Annotated in this window: 17 protein-coding genes; 6 read left to right on the top strand and 11 right to left on the bottom strand. The window is 71.3% G+C overall.

Going from position 1 to position 16498, the window contains the following annotated elements; genetic code table 11:
* Nucleotides 1-110: 110 nt before the first annotated feature.
* Nucleotides 111-1556, bottom strand: coding sequence for an MFS transporter (locus AB0M30_RS19575; RefSeq protein WP_364585419.1), 1446 nt, complete (start codon nucleotides 1554-1556; stop codon nucleotides 111-113).
* Between the two features lie 121 nt (nucleotides 1557-1677).
* Between AB0M30_RS19575 and AB0M30_RS19570 the strand changes: the two genes are divergently transcribed.
* A complete protein-coding gene (locus AB0M30_RS19570) occupies nucleotides 1678-2358 on the top strand; it encodes a TetR/AcrR family transcriptional regulator (RefSeq protein WP_364585418.1) in 681 nt (226 codons plus the stop codon).
* Here the strand turns inward: AB0M30_RS19570 and meaB are convergent.
* Nucleotides 2339-3304 carry a methylmalonyl Co-A mutase-associated GTPase MeaB gene (gene meaB / locus AB0M30_RS19565; protein WP_364585416.1) on the bottom strand — a complete coding sequence of 322 codons (966 nt, stop codon included), beginning with the start codon at nucleotides 3302-3304 and terminating at the stop codon, nucleotides 2339-2341. The two genes, AB0M30_RS19570 and meaB, sit on opposite strands and share 20 nt — an antisense overlap.
* The gene (locus tag AB0M30_RS19560; protein ID WP_364585415.1) at nucleotides 3305-4492 is read right to left on the bottom strand and encodes an acetyl-CoA C-acetyltransferase; all 1188 of its coding nucleotides are present in this window, start codon (nucleotides 4490-4492) and stop codon (nucleotides 3305-3307) included.
* Nucleotides 4493-4629: 137 nt separating this feature from the next.
* Between AB0M30_RS19560 and mce the strand changes: the two genes are divergently transcribed.
* Nucleotides 4630-5085 carry a methylmalonyl-CoA epimerase gene (mce, locus tag AB0M30_RS19555; protein ID WP_103335290.1) on the top strand — a complete coding sequence of 152 codons (456 nt, stop codon included), beginning with the start codon at nucleotides 4630-4632 and terminating at the stop codon, nucleotides 5083-5085.
* A gap of 100 nt (nucleotides 5086-5185) precedes the next feature.
* Here the strand turns inward: mce and AB0M30_RS19550 are convergent, their stop codons facing one another.
* On the bottom strand, nucleotides 5186-5758 hold the full coding sequence (locus tag AB0M30_RS19550; protein WP_364585414.1) for a TetR/AcrR family transcriptional regulator: 573 nt from the start codon (nucleotides 5756-5758) through the stop codon (nucleotides 5186-5188).
* 19 nt (nucleotides 5759-5777) lie between these two features.
* Entirely contained in the window at nucleotides 5778-6146 is a 369-nt protein-coding gene (locus AB0M30_RS19545) for an SPW repeat protein (RefSeq protein WP_364585413.1), read from the bottom strand.
* A 199-nt stretch (nucleotides 6147-6345) separates the two neighbouring features.
* On the opposite strand from AB0M30_RS19545, the gene ccrA reads away from it, so the two are divergent.
* The 4 genes from ccrA (at nucleotide 6346) to AB0M30_RS19525 (ending at nucleotide 10751) form a co-directional block, all read left to right on the top strand.
* On the top strand, nucleotides 6346-7686 hold the full coding sequence (ccrA, locus tag AB0M30_RS19540; RefSeq protein WP_364585412.1) for a crotonyl-CoA carboxylase/reductase: 1341 nt from the start codon (nucleotides 6346-6348) through the stop codon (nucleotides 7684-7686).
* Nucleotides 7687-7870: 184 nt separating this feature from the next.
* Nucleotides 7871-9079 carry a chromosome segregation protein gene (locus tag AB0M30_RS19535; protein ID WP_364585669.1) on the top strand — a complete coding sequence of 403 codons (1209 nt, stop codon included), beginning with the start codon at nucleotides 7871-7873 and terminating at the stop codon, nucleotides 9077-9079.
* Between the two features lie 93 nt (nucleotides 9080-9172).
* Complete coding sequence (locus AB0M30_RS19530) at nucleotides 9173-9625, top strand: universal stress protein (protein WP_103335282.1); 453 nt, start codon at nucleotides 9173-9175, stop codon at nucleotides 9623-9625.
* 1 nt (nucleotide 9626) lies between these two features.
* The gene (locus AB0M30_RS19525; RefSeq protein WP_364585411.1) at nucleotides 9627-10751 is read left to right on the top strand and encodes an adenylate/guanylate cyclase domain-containing protein; all 1125 of its coding nucleotides are present in this window, start codon (nucleotides 9627-9629) and stop codon (nucleotides 10749-10751) included.
* 2 nt (nucleotides 10752-10753) lie between these two features.
* On the opposite strand, the gene paaE is transcribed toward AB0M30_RS19525, so the two are convergent.
* The 6 genes from paaE to paaZ all read right to left on the bottom strand — a co-directional run bounded on the left by paaE (nucleotide 10754) and on the right by paaZ (nucleotide 16462).
* The gene (gene paaE / locus AB0M30_RS19520) at nucleotides 10754-11806 is read right to left on the bottom strand and encodes a 1,2-phenylacetyl-CoA epoxidase subunit PaaE (RefSeq protein ID WP_364585410.1); all 1053 of its coding nucleotides are present in this window, start codon (nucleotides 11804-11806) and stop codon (nucleotides 10754-10756) included.
* A gap of 1 nt (nucleotide 11807) precedes the next feature.
* The gene (gene paaD, locus AB0M30_RS19515; protein WP_364585409.1) at nucleotides 11808-12296 is read right to left on the bottom strand and encodes a 1,2-phenylacetyl-CoA epoxidase subunit PaaD; all 489 of its coding nucleotides are present in this window, start codon (nucleotides 12294-12296) and stop codon (nucleotides 11808-11810) included.
* A complete protein-coding gene (gene paaC / locus AB0M30_RS19510; protein ID WP_364585408.1) occupies nucleotides 12290-13147 on the bottom strand; it encodes a 1,2-phenylacetyl-CoA epoxidase subunit PaaC in 858 nt (285 codons plus the stop codon). The genes paaD and paaC overlap by 7 nt, the downstream gene beginning before the upstream one ends.
* The gene (paaB, locus tag AB0M30_RS19505; RefSeq protein ID WP_285994100.1) at nucleotides 13144-13428 is read right to left on the bottom strand and encodes a 1,2-phenylacetyl-CoA epoxidase subunit PaaB; all 285 of its coding nucleotides are present in this window, start codon (nucleotides 13426-13428) and stop codon (nucleotides 13144-13146) included. The genes paaC and paaB overlap by 4 nt, the downstream gene beginning before the upstream one ends.
* A 68-nt stretch (nucleotides 13429-13496) precedes the next feature.
* Nucleotides 13497-14435: a 1,2-phenylacetyl-CoA epoxidase subunit PaaA gene (gene paaA, locus AB0M30_RS19500; protein WP_364585407.1), complete on the bottom strand. Its 939-nt coding sequence runs from the start codon at nucleotides 14433-14435 to the stop codon at nucleotides 13497-13499.
* Entirely contained in the window at nucleotides 14432-16462 is a 2031-nt protein-coding gene (gene paaZ, locus AB0M30_RS19495) for a phenylacetic acid degradation bifunctional protein PaaZ (protein WP_364585406.1), read from the bottom strand. The genes paaA and paaZ overlap by 4 nt, the downstream gene beginning before the upstream one ends.
* Nucleotides 16463-16498: the final 36 nt, after the last annotated feature.

Below are 16498 nucleotides of genomic sequence, written 5' to 3'. Positions count from 1 at the left end.
TGCTCGGGTTCTTGCGCGCCGCACCGGGGCGCGGCCGGAGGTCGTCGGACGGCGCGGTCATCGAGCCGCGGCAACGGAAAGCGGCGAGGGAGCGCCCCGGCCGCGACCGGTCAAGAGCCGCGCCGGAAAGACGTCAGCGCGATCAGGAAGGTGAGCACGATTCCCGCGGCGATGGCGAACACCGCCACCCGGATCCCCGCGCCGGTCGCGATCCGCAGCGCCTCGTCGTCCAGCCCGCGAGCGCCGGCGGTGGTGTTGGCGGTGGTGTTGGCGATGAGGACGAGCACCGCGAGCCCGGCCGCCGCGCCCACGCCGGAACCGGTGGTGACGATCCCCGAGGCGACACCCTGCCGGTGGCCGGGCACCCCCGTCGCCGCGGCGATGTACATGGCCGTGAAGACCATCCCGTCGCCGATGCTGACCGCGATCAGGCCGGGCACCAGCCAGGCGTACGAGCCGTCCGGCGTGAGCGCGAGCCCGAGCAAGCACGTGCCCACGGCGCCGGTGGCGAGCGCGCCGAGCAGGGTGCGCCGCACCCCGATCCGGGTCACGACGGAGCCGGCCAGCACCGAGCCGGTGACCACCACCGCGGTCGGCAGCAGGAACCCCAGCCCGGTGGTCAGGGCGTCGTAGCCCCACACGTCCTGGAAGTGGATGGACAAGAAGTACAGCAACGATCCGAAGGTGGCCGTGAACATGAACGCGACCACCAAGGCCAGGACGAGGCTCGGGTTGCGCAGCAGGCCGCGGGGCAGCAGCGGGTCCGCGCTGCGCCGCTCGATCACCGCGAAGGCCCCGAGCAGCAAGGTCCCCACGGCCAGGGCGGCCACGATCCCGGGCGAACCCCAGCCCGCATCCGGCCCACGGACCAGCGCGAACGCCAGCAAGGTCACCGCGCCGGTGACGCTGAGCGTGCCGGCCAGGTCGAATCGCCGGCTCACCGCACGCCGCCGGTCGGCGGCGATGAGTGCGAACGCCGGCACGATCGCGAAGCCGGCCAGCGGAACGTTGACGAAGAACACCGCGCGCCACCCGAAGCCCTGCGTGAGCACGCCACCGAGCAGCACCCCGATGACCAGGCCGGCGGCCCCGGCTCCGCCCCACACGCTCAGCGCGCGATTGCGGTCGCGCCCCTCGGCGAAGGTCGTGTTGATGATGGCCAGGGTGCTGGGAAAGACCAACGCGCCGCCCAGGCCCTGAAGCGCGCGGCCGGCGAGCTGCCACAGTGGCGCGGTGGCCAGTCCCCCGAGCACCGAAGCCACCGCGTAGAGCGCCAGGCCGGCCACCAGCATCCGGCGGCGGCCGAGCAGATCCGCGGCCCGCCCACCGAACAGCAGGAACCCGCTGGAGGCGATCGCGTACGTGCTGATCACCGCCTGCAGGGTCTGGGCCGAGTACCCCAGGTCCCGGCCGATCTCGGGCAACGCGACCACGACGATGTACTGGTCGAGGGAAACGATCAGCATCGCGAACGCCAGCAACGCGAGCAGCGCGCCGCGGCGGCCGTCGCGCACCACCGCGGGTTTCACGGAGGTCAGCTCCGGTTCGTACAGCATGCGTGCCTCCCGATCGTCGCGGCTGGACACCGGTGAACTGTACGCTTCAGTTCATATGAACTCAACAGTTCAGTTCAGGTGAACTGGACTGCCCAGTTCAGGCGGTCGGTATCCTGCGTGCATGACGGACACGCGACGGCGCCCGCCCACCGGCGAGCGCGCCGACCTCAAGCGCCGGGCGATCGTGGAGGCCGCCCGCGAGGTCTTCCTTGCTCGCGGCTTCGAAGCCGGGATCGACGTCATCGCCCAGCGGGCCGACGTGTCGAAGGTGACGATCTACAACCACTTCGGCAGCAAGAACGAGTTGTTCCACGCGGTCATCCACGACGCCCTCAAGGAGGCACTCCAGCAGTCGACGTCGGCTCTCGAAAAGAGCCTGGCCGAGTCCGAGGACATCCGGGAGATCCTCGTGCGGACGGCGCGAGGATGGGTGGCCGGGATGGCGCAGCCCCAGGTGCTTGCGCTGCGCGCGCTCGTCGCGAGTGAAGCGCAGCGGTTCCCCGAGCTCGGCCAGGCGTGGAAAGCCAACGGCCCCGACCTGACGTCCGCCATCCTGACCACGGAGTTCCGCAAGCGCATCGAGGCCGGCGAGCTCGCCATCCCCGACATCGAGCTGGCGTTGATCCAGCTCTACGCCCTCGTCCTCTACCCCCACTTCACTCACGCCGCCTACGGCGAACAGCTCGGAGAGGAGCGCACCCACGACCTCATCAACCGTGGCGTGGACATGTTCCTCGCCTACTACTCGGCCGGCGAACGAAGCGCACCGCCGGAGGCCGGCGTCAGCTCCGCAAGTCCATGATCAGCTCGTCGGCGGCGGCGAACGGATCGAGCTCCCGCGCCACGACCCGCTCCGCGACGCCGGCGAGCCGTCCTCCGCCGCGCAGGTCCACAAGCTCGGCCCGCAACCGCCGGAGCGCGATGGCCTCGACCTCGTCGCGCGCCCTGGCCACCCGGCGCCGGGTCAGCTCGTCGTGCTCGACGAGCCAGTCGTGGTGCGCGGCCAGCGCTCGCACGACCTCGTCCACACCCTCGCCCTTGGCCGCGACGGTCCGCACGATCGGCTGACGCCAGCTCGCTCCCCGGATCTCCCGCCGGGCCAGGGAAATCATCTGCTTGAGGTCGTGCACCGTGGCGTCGGCGCCTTCGCGGTCCGCCTTGTTGACGACGAAGACGTCGGCGATCTCCAGCACGCCGGCCTTCGCGGCCTGGATGCCGTCGCCCATGCCCGGGGCGAGCAGCACCACCGTGGTGTCGGCCAGCTTCACGACGTCCACTTCGGACTGTCCGACGCCGACGGTCTCGATCAGCACGACGTCGAAGCCGGCCGCATCGAGCACGCGCACCGCCTGCGGGGTCGCCCACGAGAGCCCGCCGAGGTGCCCGCGCGTGGCCATCGAGCGGATGAACACACCGGGGTCGGTGGCGTGCTCGGTCATCCGGATCCGGTCGCCGAGCAGCGCGCCGCCCGAAAACGGCGAAGACGGGTCGATGGCGAGGACCCCGACCCGCTTGCCCTCCGCGCGCAACGCGGTGAGCAGCGCCGAGGTCGACGTCGACTTGCCGACGCCGGGCGGTCCGGTGAGCCCGACGACCCGGGCCGGCCCGGTGTGCGGGGTCAGCGCCCGCGCGATCTCCGCGACGCGGGGGTGGGCGTCCTCGACGAGCGACAGCAGCCGCGCGACGGCACGGGGCTGTCCGTCCCGCGCGCGGCCGACGAGGTCGTCGAGGTCGAGTGGGCCGGCCACTTACGCGGACGGCACCCGCAGCAGCAGGGCGTCGCCCTGGCCGCCGCCACCGCACAGCGCGGCCGCGCCGAGCCCGCCGCCGCGGCGGCGCAGCTCGTGGATCAGGTGCACGGCGAGCCGGGCACCGGAGGCGCCGATCGGGTGGCCGAGGGCGATCGCGCCGCCGTTGACGTTGACCTTCTCCGGGTCGAGGCCGAGCTTCTCGGTGGAGACGAGCCCGACCGCGGCGAAGGCCTCGTTGATTTCGACGAGGTCGAGCGCGTCGGCGGTCAGGTTCGCCTTCGCCAGCGCGGCGAGGATGGCGTTCGACGGCTGCTCGTGCAGGCTCGCGTCGGGCCCGGCGACGACACCGTGCGCGCCGATCTCGGCGAGCGGCGTGATGCCGAGCTCCTCGGCCTTCGCCTTGCTGGCCACGATGACCGCGGCGGCGCCGTCGGAGATCTGCGAGGCCGAGCCCGCGGTGATGGTGCCGTCGGAGGCGAAGGCGGGGCGCAGCTTGGCGAGGCCTTCGGCGGTGGTGTCGGCGCGGACGCCCTCGTCGGTGTCGAAGACGACCGGGTCGCCCTTGCGCTGCGGGATGGAGACCGGCGCGATCTCGTCGGCGAAGTAGCCGTTCTTGATCGCCTCGGCGGCACGCTGGTGGGACCGGGCGGAGAACTCGTCCTGCTGCTCGCGGGTGAGGCCGTAACGGGAGTTGTACTTCTCCGTCGAGGCGCCCATGGCGACCTGGTCGAAGGCGCAGAAGAGCCCGTCGTAAGCCATGTGGTCGACGAGGGTGGTGTCGCCGTACTTGAAGCCGGAGCGCGACTTGGGCAGCAGGTGCGGCGCCTGGGTCATCGACTCCTGGCCGCCGGCGACGACGAGGTCGAACTCGCCGGCGCGGATCAGCTGGTCGGCGAGCGCGATGGCGTCGAGGCCGGAGAGGCAGACCTTGTTGATCGTCAGGGCGGGCACGCTCATCGGGATGCCCGCGGCGACCGCGGCCTGGCGGGCCGGGATCTGGCCGGCGCCGGCGGTCAGCACCTGACCCATGATCGTGTACTGCACCGCGTCCGGGGCGACCCCGGCGCGTTCGAGGGCCGCCTTGATCGCGACCCCGCCCAGCTGGGCACCCGTGAAGTCCTTGAGGGAGCCCAGCAGGCGCCCGATCGGCGTACGGGCGGCACCCAGGATCACGGAACCGGACACGGCGTCCTCCAAGCATCGGCGCATGGGCAGTTTTGCCGACCATACCCGGGAGCAGGCCTTCTTGATGGAGCCAGTGTGAGGCGGGGCACGCGACGATTCCGCCTCGCCGCGGCGCGCGAGCCCCCTATCCTGCCCCCATGAATGACGCCCTGCGGCCGTTCGTGACGGCCATCGACCACGTCGGCATCGCGGTCCCGGACCTGGACGCGGCCATCGAGTTCCACCGCGCGCACTTCGGCTTGGAGGTCGCGCACGAGGAGGTGAACGAGGAGCAGGGGGTCCGCGAGGCGATGCTCCGCGCTCCGGGCACGGCCGGCACGGAGACGCAGATCCAGCTGCTGGCCCCGCTGCGCGAGGACTCGGCGATCGGCAAGTTCCTGGCGAAGAGCGGCCCCGGGCTGCAGCAGCTGGCCTACCGCGTGTCCGATGTGGACGCCGCGGCCGCGGCCCTGCGCGAAAAGGGCCTGCGCATGCTGTACGAAGAGGCGAAGAGGGGCACGTCCGACAGCCGGGTGAACTTCGTCCACCCCAAGGACGCGGGCGGCGTGCTGGTGGAGCTGGTGGAGCCGGCGAAGGACGCAACCGCGCACTGACTCGTTCCCGCGCAACGGATCGGCACGAAAGCCGCGCGCCCGTGACAAGAAACGGGCGCGCGGCCAAGACGCCGGTGAGGGGCCGCGCACGCCAGCCCGGCTACGCAGGCGCGGCCTTGGACGACAGGGCGTCGGCGATGAAGGTCAGCTCGCCGTCGAACTCCGCCGGCAGGTCGTCTTCCGAATGGCGGGCCGTGGCGTGGCGATGGCTGACCGCGCGGGCCAGCAGCCCCGAAGCCCGATCCACGTCGGCCGGGGGCAACCCGCCGCCCGTTGCCGCCACGATCACCGCTCGGACCTGGCGGACCAGGACCTGGAAGCGCTCGTGGAGCGCGTCGCGGACCACGTGGTGGGTGTCGGCCTCGCGCCACAGCAGGTGCGACAACCCCAGGGACCTGCTGAACCGGTGGTCCAGTTCGCGGACCAGGCGCCGCAGGCTGCCCGCCAGGTCGCCCGGGACCACCACCACCGCCGGCTCGATGCGCTCGTCGGGCAACCGGGCGACGAGCGCCGTGAGCAGGTCGGCCTTGTGGCGGAAGTAGTAGTGCACCAGGCCCTTCGGGACCCCGGCCTGCTCCGCTATGCGCGAGGTAGGGGTGGCGTCGAAGCCGGACTCGGCGAAGAGCGCCTCGGCGGCGCAGAGGATGCGCTCCTTCGCCGAATCCTCGGTCATTCCCGTGCCTCCTGGGTCGTCAGTGCTGCCCGGCCGTGCGGTGCACGGCGTTCGCGACCGGCATCGCTGCCGCGCCGGCGATGACCGTCAGCACCCCGGCGATCCAGGACGTCCAGGATGCGCCGTTGAACTCCGTGTACCCCATCACCCACGGCGCGATGAACAGCAGCACGCCGAGGGCGATCTGGATGCCTTCGCCGTAGACCATGCCCGGCATCGCCAGCGAAACCGGGCCGTCGAGTGCGATCAGCGCGCCCAGGACGACCATCGTCCACATCACGGTCGTGTCCGTGCTCAGCCAAAGGGGTGAAAGAGCGGCGACCACCCCGATGACGACCTCGGCCCAGTCATGGGGCCGGGTCCACGCGCGCGTAGAGACTTCACTCATTCGTGCTCACCTCCGTCGGTGAAACTGCTGGTCGGGTGGGTGTACCCGCCGTCGATGATCCGCTTGACTGGCCGGCCGGTCAAGACCGGGCCGTCACGGTTCGGCGTGTAATCGTGCTGTCCGTCTCGTACAGTTGTGGTCGCGTGTTACCGGCGAGTAATTTCTGCCGCCAACGCCCCCCATCTCCGCGGAGGAACCGATGACGCAGCTCGGCGAGATCCAGCAGGCCATCCTGACCGGCGAGTTCGGCGCGGTCGGCTCGTTGCCCGTCCCCGAGAGCTACCGCGGGGTGACCGTGCACGCCGACGAGGTCGACATGTTCGAGGGCCTCGAGAGCCGGGACAAGGACCCCCGCAAGTCCCTGCACGTCGACGACGTCCCGGTGCCGGAACTCGGCCCCGGCGAAGCGCTGGTCGCGGTGATGGCGAGCGCCATCAACTACAACACCGTGTGGACGTCGATCTTCGAACCGATCCCGACGTTCAAGTTCCTGAAGAAGTACGGGAAGCTCTCGCCGCTGGCCAAGCGGCACGACCTGCCGTACCACGTCGTCGGCTCGGACCTGTCCGGCGTCGTGCTGCGGACCGGCGTCGGCGTGCACAACTGGAAGCCGGGCGACCAGGTCGTCGCGCACTGCCTGAACGTCGAGCTGGAGAGCCCGGACGGGCACAACGACACCATGCTCGACACCGAGCAGCGGATCTGGGGCTTCGAGACCAACTTCGGCGGCCTCGCCGAGATCGCGCTGGTCAAGGCCAACCAGCTGATGCCGAAGCCGGACCACCTGACCTGGGAAGAGGCCGCCTCGCCCGGCCTGGTCAACTCCACCGCCTACCGCCAGCTCGTCTCGCGCAACGGCGCGGACATGAAGCAGGGCGACGTCGTCCTGATCTGGGGCGCCTCGGGCGGCCTCGGCTCCTACGCGACGCAGTACGCGCTGAACGGCGGCGCCATCCCGGTGTGCGTCGTCTCCAGCCCCGAGAAAGCGGCGATCTGCCGGAAGCTCGGCGCCGAGCTGATCATCGACCGCAGCGCCGAGGGCTACAAGTTCTGGAAGAACGACACCGAGCAGGACCCGAAGGAGTGGCAGCGCTTCGGGGCCCGGATCCGCGAGCTGACCGGCGGCGAGGACCCGGACATCGTCTTCGAGCACCCGGGCCGGGAGACCTTCGGCGCGTCCGTGTACGCCGCGCGCAAGGGCGGCACGATCGTCACGTGCGCTTCGACGTCGGGGTACATGCACCAGTACGACAACCGCTACCTGTGGATGAACCTGAAGCGGATCATCGGCTCCCACTTCGCGAACTACCGCGAGTCGTGGGAAGCGAACCGGCTGATCGCGAAGGGTCTGATCCACCCGACGCTGTCGAAGACCTACGCGCTCGAGGAAACCGGGCAGGCCGCGCTGGACGTGCACCGCAATGCCCACCAGGGCAAGGTCGGCGTGCTCGCGCTCGCCCCGCAGGAAGGCCTCGGCGTCCGCGACGAAGAGAAGCGCGCGAAGCACCTCGAGGGCATCAACGCGTTCCGCGGCGCCTGAGCCACGGGCACGCCGGGAGCGGTCCCGCTCCCGGCGTCGGGAACCCCCGGAAAACCGCGCGATTCCGGCGGTTCCTTTCGGCGCGGCAGACGACGCGTTCGGCGCACCGCCCGGGTGCTCACCCTTCCGTGACCCGGCTGCGGCTACGGTAGGCCCCATGAGCCTTGGCGATGAACGGGAGCTTGTGCCGCTGGGAGCCGGCTTCGACGTGGCGAAGCGCGGGTACAGCCGAGCACAGGTCGACGAGCACCTCGAACGGCTGGACGCCGATCTGAAGATGCTCACCGCGGATCGGGACGCCGCCATCGCGCAGGCGGGCGACCTCGCCCGCCAGCTGGAGATCGCGCGCGGCGAGATCGCGGACCTGCGCGGGCAGGTCGACCGGCTCGCCCAGCCGCCGACGAGCGTCGAAGGCCTGTCCGAACGGCTGCAGCGCATGTTGCGCCTGGCGCAGGACGAATCCGCCGACACCCGCGCCCGCGCCGAAGCCGAGGCCGGGCACATCCGGGCGAAGGCCGAGACGGACGCGAGCGCCATGCGGGCCCGCTACGAGCAGCTGCTCACCGAGCTCGACCTGCGGCGCAAGGAAATGGAGGCGGAGCACCGCAAGGTGCTCGAGGACGCCCGCGCCGAGGCCAAGAAGATCACCGACGAGGCCGAAGCGGAGCGCAAGCGCCTCGACACCGAGTCCTCGGACCGCCGCACCAAGGTCGAAGAGGACTTCGAGATCGCGATGGCCGCGCGCCGCACCGAGGCGATGCGGGTGCTGGCCGAGCAGGAGGCGGCGAGCAAGGCCGAGGCCGCGCGCCGCGTCCAGGAGGCCACGCAGGACGCCGCCGACATCCGCGCGAAGGTCCTCGAAGAGGAGAAGGCCGCGAAGGCGGACCTCGACCGCCGCCAGCGGGAGTCGGTCGCGGAGGCGAACAAGCGCCGCCAGGACTCGATCACCGAGGCCAACGCCCGGCTCGCGGAGGCCGCCGACGAGGCGCGGCGCCGCGTGACGTCGGCCACGGAGGAGTCGAACCGGCGGATCACCCAGGCGAACGAGCGGGTCGACGCGCTGCGGAAGGTGCGCGGCGGGCTGGCCGAGCAGGTGCGTGCGGCGCGGGCCGTGCTGGCCGAGGCGCACACCGTCCTCGGCGACGACGTGAAGGTGCCCGCCGACGTCAAGGCCGACCTGGTCCCGGACGAAAAACCGGACGCCGTGGACGAGACCGAGCAGACGGTCCGGGTCACCGGCGCCGAGGAGACGATCCGGATCCGCGTCTCCGACGTGCCGAAGCCGAAGCCCGGGGCCAAGCCCGCGGCCAAACCGGCCCCGAAACCCACCCCCAAACCGGTGGCGAAGCCGGCTCCGCGGGCAAGCGGAGCGCAGAAAGCGACTGGCGAGTAACCTTCCACCCGACACGGGCGCGGACGACCCTGCACGGCCGGTACCGACCGGCTATCGTCCCTGCTCACGCGGGATCACCTGGAGGTTTTGCGCATGGGTGCGGCATATCGGACCGTGGTGGTGGGCACGGACGGCTCGGAGTCCTCGTTCGCGGCGGTGGACCGCGCGGCGGCGGTGGCCGGCGACGCGGGCGCCACGCTCGTCATCGCGTGTGCGTACTACCCGGCCAGCAAGTCCGACGTCGACAAGGCCCAGGACGTCCTCGGCGAGGAGGCGTACCAGGTCGTCGGCTCAGCGCCGGCGGAGGACACCCTGCAGTCGGCGCGGGACCGGGCGACGCGCGCGGGCGCGGAGAAGATCGACACGATCGCCGTGAAGGGCGACCCGGTCGACTCGCTGCGCAAGGTCGTGCACGAGCGCGAGGCCGACCTGCTGGTGGTCGGCAACCGCGGGCTGAACACGATCGCCGGCCGGATCCTGGGCTCGGTGCCGTCCGAGGTGGCCCGCAAGTCCGGCGTGGACGTGCTCATCGTCCACACGACCTGACGTGACCGATCCGAGCGAGGAACTCCAGCAGCGGCTCGAACGCGTCCTGCTCGGCGGCCGGCGGAAGTACACCCGGCTCGAAGTGGCGGAGAAGGCCGGCGTGCCCGACGAGCGGTCACGCCGGCTCTGGCGCGCGCTGGGGTTCGCGACCGTGCGCGACGACGAGGTCGTCTTCACCGACGCGGACGTCGAGGCGATGCGGACCGCCGATCAGCTGGTCCAGTCCGGGCTGATCGACCCGAGCATCGAGGTTTCGGTGACGCGCGCGCTCGGCCAGCACCTGTCGCGGCTGGCCGAGTGGCAGGTCGACATGCTCTGGGAGCTGGTCCGGCAGCAGCCGGAGCCGGGCCGCAGCGAACGCCAGGTGACCCGCCTGGTCGACCGGTTGCTGCCGGAGCTGGAGCGGGTGCAGAACTTCGTCTGGCGCCGCCACCTGGCGGCGTACGCGGGCCGGGCGTTCGCGGCCGCGGGCGACAACGTGGAGACGCGCACCGAGGTGGTCGGGTTCGTCGACATGGTGGGTTACACGCGGCTGACGCGCCAGATCGGCGAGGACGAGCTCAGCCGCGTCCTCGACGCGTTCGAGACCCTGGCGACGGAGGTGATCGCCGAGCACCACGGCCGCGTGGTGAAGATGATCGGCGACGAGGTCCTGTTCGTGGCGGACGCCCCGGTCGACGCGGCGGAGATCGCCTTGACGCTGACTGAGCGCACCTCTGCGGACGAGACGTTGCCGGCGGTCCGCGCCGGCATGGCCTCGGGCCGGATCTTGTCGCGGTTCGGCGACGTGTACGGCTCGGTGGTCAACCTGGCGGCCCGGCTGACCTCGGTGGCCCGCCCGGGCACGATCCTCGTCGACCGCGAACTGGCGGCCGAGCTGGCGGACGAGAAGGCCTACGAGCTGCGTGCCCGCAGGCCGGTGACGGTCCGGGGCTACAACCGCCTCCGCCCGGCAGCGCTGCGCCGGGCGAAGGAGACCCCGACCGGGATGTTCGCGAGTTCGCAGCAGCTGGCGGCGGAGATGCTCGGGCTCGCGACGCCGGAGGAGCGCGGCACGCCGCCGGAGGACCAGGTGACGGCGATGCCGGAGCCGAGGCCCCGCCGCCGGCGACGTCGCAAGCTCTGAATTCAGGCGTCGAAGTCCACCGTCAAGGTCTCCGAGACCGGGTACGACTGGCACGTCAGCACGAATCCCGCCGCGACCTCGGCCTCCTCCAGCGCGAAGTTCCGCCGCAGGTCCACCTTTCCCTCCGTCACGCGCGCGCGGCACGTCCCGCACACCCCGCCCTTGCAGGCGAACGGCAGGTCCGGGCGGAACTTCTGCGCCCCGTCGAGCACCGACGACGAACGCGGCAACGTCATCGGTGTCGCCCGGCCGTCCAGGACCACCGACACCTCGGACGACTCCCCCGCCACCGCCGGGTCGAGGTGCTCCACCGGGGCCGGCGGGGTGTCCACGTAGAACAGTTCCTGGTGGATGCGCTCGCGCGGCACGCCCTGCGACGCCAGCAGTTCCTGCGCTCCCGACACCATCTCGAACGGGCCGCACAGCCACCAGTGGTCCACCGAAGCCACCGGCACCAACGTGGAGAACAGCGTGCGCAGCTTCGGGACGTCCAGGCGGCCGGTGAACAGCTCCGCCTCGCGCGGCTCGCGCGACAGCACGTGGATCAGCTCCAGCCGCGACGGCGCACGGTCCTTCAGGTCCGCCAGTTCGTCCGCGAACATCACCGTGTCCGTGCGGCGGTTTCCGTACAGGACCGTCACCGTGGCGTCCGGGGTGGCCAGCAGCGACGACACGATCGACAGCACCGGCGTGATGCCCGAGCCCGCCGCGATCAGGACGTGGTGCCCGCCCGCGGACAGGTCCGGCGTGAACGAACCGGCAGGCGGAGCCACCTCGATGGTGTCGCCCGGGCGGACTTCGTTCACCAGCCACGACGAGAAATAACCGTCCGGGACCAGGCGGACGCCGACCCGCGGGGCCGCGCCCGCCGGGGCGCAGATCGAGTACGACCGGCGCTCGTCGCGCCCGTCGATCGAGCGCCGCAACGTCAGCGACTGGCCCGGCTTGAAGGCGTACTCGGACGCCAGCGACGAAGGCACGTCGAACGTCACCGCGACCGCGTCGTCGCACAGCCGCTCGACCCCGGCCACCGTCAGCTCGTTGAACCGCGCCACTTCAGATCTCCTTGACGTGCTCGAACGGCTCCAGACACGCGCGGCAGCGCCGCAGCGCCTTGCACGCCGTCGCGCCGAACCGGGACTGCTCTTCGGTGTCCGGGGAACCGCAGTGCGGGCAGGAAACCCGCGACACCGGCGCCGACAGCGTCAGCGGGATCGGGCCCGACCGCCTCGGGGCCGCGCCCGGCGGGGCGATCCCGGCCGCGGCCAGCTTCTCCCGCCCCGACGGTGAAATCCAATCCGAGGTCCAGGCCGGCGACAGCTGCGTCCGGATCTCGACGTCCGCGAAGCCCGCCGAAACCAGCGCGTGCTCCAGGTCGTCGCGCATGGTGTCCATCGCCGGGCAGCCCGTGTACGTCGGCGTGATCGCGACGACCACGCGCCCCCCGGCCTCGGACACCGAGCGCAGCACGCCCAGGTCCGCCAGGGTCAGCATCGGCAGCTCGGGGTCGGTGACCGTGGCGGCCACGGCCGCGGCGGTCACCATCGAGCGTCCGGCATCGCCCGGGCCACGCTCTGCAGCTCCGCCAGCAGGAACCCCATCTGCTCGGTGTGGACGCCGTCGCGGCCGGTCCGCCCGGAAACCCCGGCGAGCTCGCCGGACGACGGCCGGGACAGCGTCGAAGCCGCGAGGACCTGGTCCAGCACCGCATCGAACTCGGCCCGCAGCGAAGCCGCGTCGACCAGCTCGAGCGGGTGCGTGCGGAACAGCTCCCCCACGTACGGCCAGACCTCGTCCAGCCCCTCCTGCGTCCGCGAGTGCGACAACGGCGTCCCATCGCCGAGGCGGACCAGCCACTGCGCCGCGTAGTCGCGGTGGTAGGCCAGCTCCTTGACGCCCTTGTCCGCGATCGCCGCGAGCACCGGGTCCACCGAGGACTCGAGCCGCTGGAACAGCGCCAGCCGCCACGTCGAGAACACGAACAGGCGCGCGATCAGGTGCCCGAAGTGCCCGCCGCCCAGCTCGGCGAGCCGGACGTTGCGGAACTCGTTTTCGACGCGCGAGAACGCGAAAGAATCCTCGGTGCGCGAAGAGCCGTCGGCCTTGCCCGCGCGGGCGAGCAGCAGCCGCGCCTGCCCCAGCAGGTCCAGGGCGATGTTGGCGATCGCGACCTCGTCCTCCAGCTCGGGCGCGTTGGTGCACCACTCCTGGAGCCGGTGGGAGAAGATCAGCGCGTCGTCGCCCAGCATCAGGCAGTACGCGGCCAGTTGCGCGGCGTCCACGCCGGACGGCACCGAAGTGTCCACTCCGGACAGCGGGTCTTCGAAGCCGGTGCCGAACGCCCAGCGGGCGTCGTTCTCCTCGGTGATGGCCTCGTACACGTTGTCGAAACTCATATGTGCGGCACATCCTCGGGGATGTCGTAGAACGTCGGGTGCCGGTAGACCTTGTCGCCGCTGGGCGCGAAGAAGGGATCCTTCTCGTCCGGCGACGACGCCGTGATGTCCGCCGCGCGCACGACCCAGATCGACACGCCTTCGTTGCGGCGCGTGTAGAGGTCGCGGGCGTGGTGCAGCGCCATCTGGTCGTCGGCCGCGTGCAGCGACCCGACGTGCACGTGGTTCAGGCCGCGCTTGCCGCGGACGAACACCTCGTACAGCGGCCAGTCGTGCTTGATCGGGCCCGGGGCCGCGGGGACGCCTTCCAGGGGGATGGCGCCGTGGCCGCCTTCGGCCGTCAGGTCGGTCACTTGCGCTCCTCGTTCTTCTTCGAGGCGTGGGCGACGGCGGCTTCCCGCACCCACGCGCCGTCTTCGTGGGCGCGACGCCGGTGCGCGATCCGCGAAGCGTTGCAGGGCCCGTTGCCCTTCAGCACGTTCTTGAACTCGTCCCAGTCCACCGCGCCGAAGTCGTAGTGCCCGCGTTCGGAATTCCACTTCAGGTCCGGGTCCGGGAAGGTGACGCCGAGGGCTTCGGCCTGCGGCACCGACATGTCCACGAACCGCTGCCGCAGCTCGTCGTTGGTGTGGCGCTTGACCTTCCACGCCATCGACTGCGCGGTGTTCGGCGAATCGGCGTCCGGCGGCCCGAACATCATCAGCGACGGCCACCACCAGCGGTTGACGGCCTCCTGGACCATCTCACGCTGTTGCGAAGTCCCGCGCATCATCGTCATCAGCAGCTCGTAGCCCTGCCGCTGGTGGAAGGACTCCTCCTTGCAGATCCGGATCATCGCCCGCGCGTACGGCCCGTACGACGACCGGCACAGCGGCACCTGGTTGCAGATCGCGGCGCCGTCGACCAGCCAGCCGATCACGCCGACGTCGGCGAAGGTCAGCGTCGGGTAGTTGAAGATCGACGAGTACTTCTGCCGTCCGGTGATCAGCTTGTCGGTCAGGTCCGCGCGGTCCGCGCCCAGCGTCGCCGCCGCCGAGTACAGGTAGAGCCCGTGGCCGGCCTCGTCCTGCACCTTGGCCAGCAGGATCGCCTTGCGCCGCAGCGACGGCGCCCGGGTGATCCAGTTGCCTTCGGGCTGCATGCCGATGATCTCCGAGTGCGCGTGCTGCGCGATCTGCCGGATCATCGTCTTGCGGTAGCCCTCGGGCACCCAGTCGCGCGGCTCGATCCGCTGGTCGCGTTCGATGGTGTGCTCGAAGTGTTCTTCGAGCGACACAGTGGCGGTCACGGCTGCTCCTTCGAAACGAGCGTCAGGACGTCGTACTTGGCCACGGACTCGCCGTCGGCGTTGGTGACGTCGGCGTCCCAGCGGACCTCGCCGTAGTCCTGGTCGATCCGCGGGGTGATCTGCTTCGCGGTCAGCGTCACCGTCAGGGAGTCGCCGACCTTGACCGGGGTGAGGAAGCGGAGGTTCTCCAGGCCGTAGTTGGCCAGCACCGGGCCCGGCTCGGGCGAGACGAACAACCCGGCCGCGAAGGAGACGACCAGGTACCCGTGCGCGACGATCCCGCCGAACAGCGGGTTGGCCGCCGCGGCTTCCGGGTCGGTGTGCGCGTAGAACGTGTCGCCGGTGAACTCGGCGAAGTGGTCGACGTCCTCCTGCGTCACCGTGCGCGGCCCGGCGACCACCGAGTCGCCGATCTTCAGCTCGGCCAGGGACTTCCGGAACGGGTGGACATTACCTTCGGTGCGCGGCGCGCCGGTGACCCAGCGGCCGGTGACGGCCGAAAGGACGGCCGGCGACCCCTGCACGGCGGTGCGCTGCATGTGGTGCAGGACCCCGCGGATCCCGCCCATCTCTTCGCCGCCGCCCGCGCGGCCCGGACCGCCGTGGACCAGCTGCGGCATCGGCGAGCCGTGCCCGGTGGACTCCTTCGCGTCCTCGGCGTCGAGCACCAGCAGCCGGCCGTGGAACGGCGCCGCGCCCAGGACGACCTCCCGGACGAACTCCTTGTCGGCGCTGACGATCGAGCCGGCCAGGCTGCCGCCGCCGCGGGCGGCGAAGTCGACGACCTGCTCGGTGGACGTGTACGGCATCAGCGTCGAGACCGGGCCGAACGCCTCGACCTCGTGCGGCTCGGTGCGCTCCGGGTCGGCCTTGAGCAGCACCGGCGAGATGAAGGCGCCGCGCTCGGCGTCGGCGTCGACGACGTCGATGCGCTCGGGGTCGCCGAACACAACGCTGCCGGCGTCCAGCAGCGCCTTCAGCGACCGCCGGACCTCCTCGCGCTGTTCCAGGCTGGCCAGCGCCCCCATCCGGACGCCTTCGGACGTGGGGTTGCCGACGGTCACCTTCGCGAGCCGCTCGGACGCGGCGGCGGCGACGTCGTCGAGCAGGTCCGCCGGGACGAACGCGCGGCGGATCGCGGTGCACTTCTGGCCCGCCTTGACCGTCATCTCCGTGGTCAGCTGCTTGACGAACAGGTCGAACTCGGTGGTGCCCTTCACGGCGTCCGGGCCCAGGATCGAGCAGTTCAGCGAGTCGGCCTCGGCGTTGAACCGGACGGCGTTGCGGATGATCGCCGGGTGCGCGCGCAGCTTCTGGGCGGTCGACGCCGAGCCGGTGAAGGACACCAGGTCCTGCGCGGTGACGTGGTCCAGGAGGTCGCCGACGCTGCCGGCGACGAACTGCAGCGTTCCCTCCGGCAGGAGCCCGGATTCGATGATCAGCTCGACCAGCCGCGCGGTCAGGTACGCCGTCGAGCTGGCCGGCTTGACCAGGCTCGGGACCCCGGCCAGGAACGCCGGTGCGAACTTCTCCAGCGGACCCCACACCGGGAAGTTGAACGCGTTGATCTGGACGGCGACGCCCCGCAGCGGGGTCGCGATGTGCTGGGCGACGAACGTGCCCCCGCGCGAGAGCGGCTCCACCGCGCCCTCGACGTAGACGGTGTCGTTCGGCAGCTCGCGCTTGCCCTTCGAGCCGTAGCTGAACAGGACGCCGATGCCGCCGTCGATGTCGAACTTCGAGTCACCGAGCGTGGCGCCGGTCTTCGCCGAGATCGCGTACAGCTCTTCGCGGTGCTCGCGCAGGTGCGACGCCAGGGCCTTGAGCAGGGCCGCCCGCTGGTGGAACGTCAGCTCGCGCAGGGCCGGGCCGCCGACCGTGCGGCCGTACGCCAGCGCGGCCGCGAAGTCGACGCCCGCCGACGAGATCCGGGCGACCTCCTCGCCGGTGGCCGCGTCGTGCAGCGGGACGCCCTCGTCCGCCGCCGTGTGCCAGCTCCCGGAGACGTAGCTGCGCAGCAGTGCCATCAGGTCCCTCTCGCCGAATTACCTACCGGACGTTCA

The sequence above is a fragment of the Amycolatopsis sp. NPDC051716 genome (assembly GCF_040681595.1).
GTDB lineage: Bacteria > Actinomycetota > Actinomycetes > Mycobacteriales > Pseudonocardiaceae > Amycolatopsis.
The sequence above is the reverse complement of the archived record's forward strand: the minus strand, read 5'-3'. Positions and strand labels throughout refer to the sequence as shown.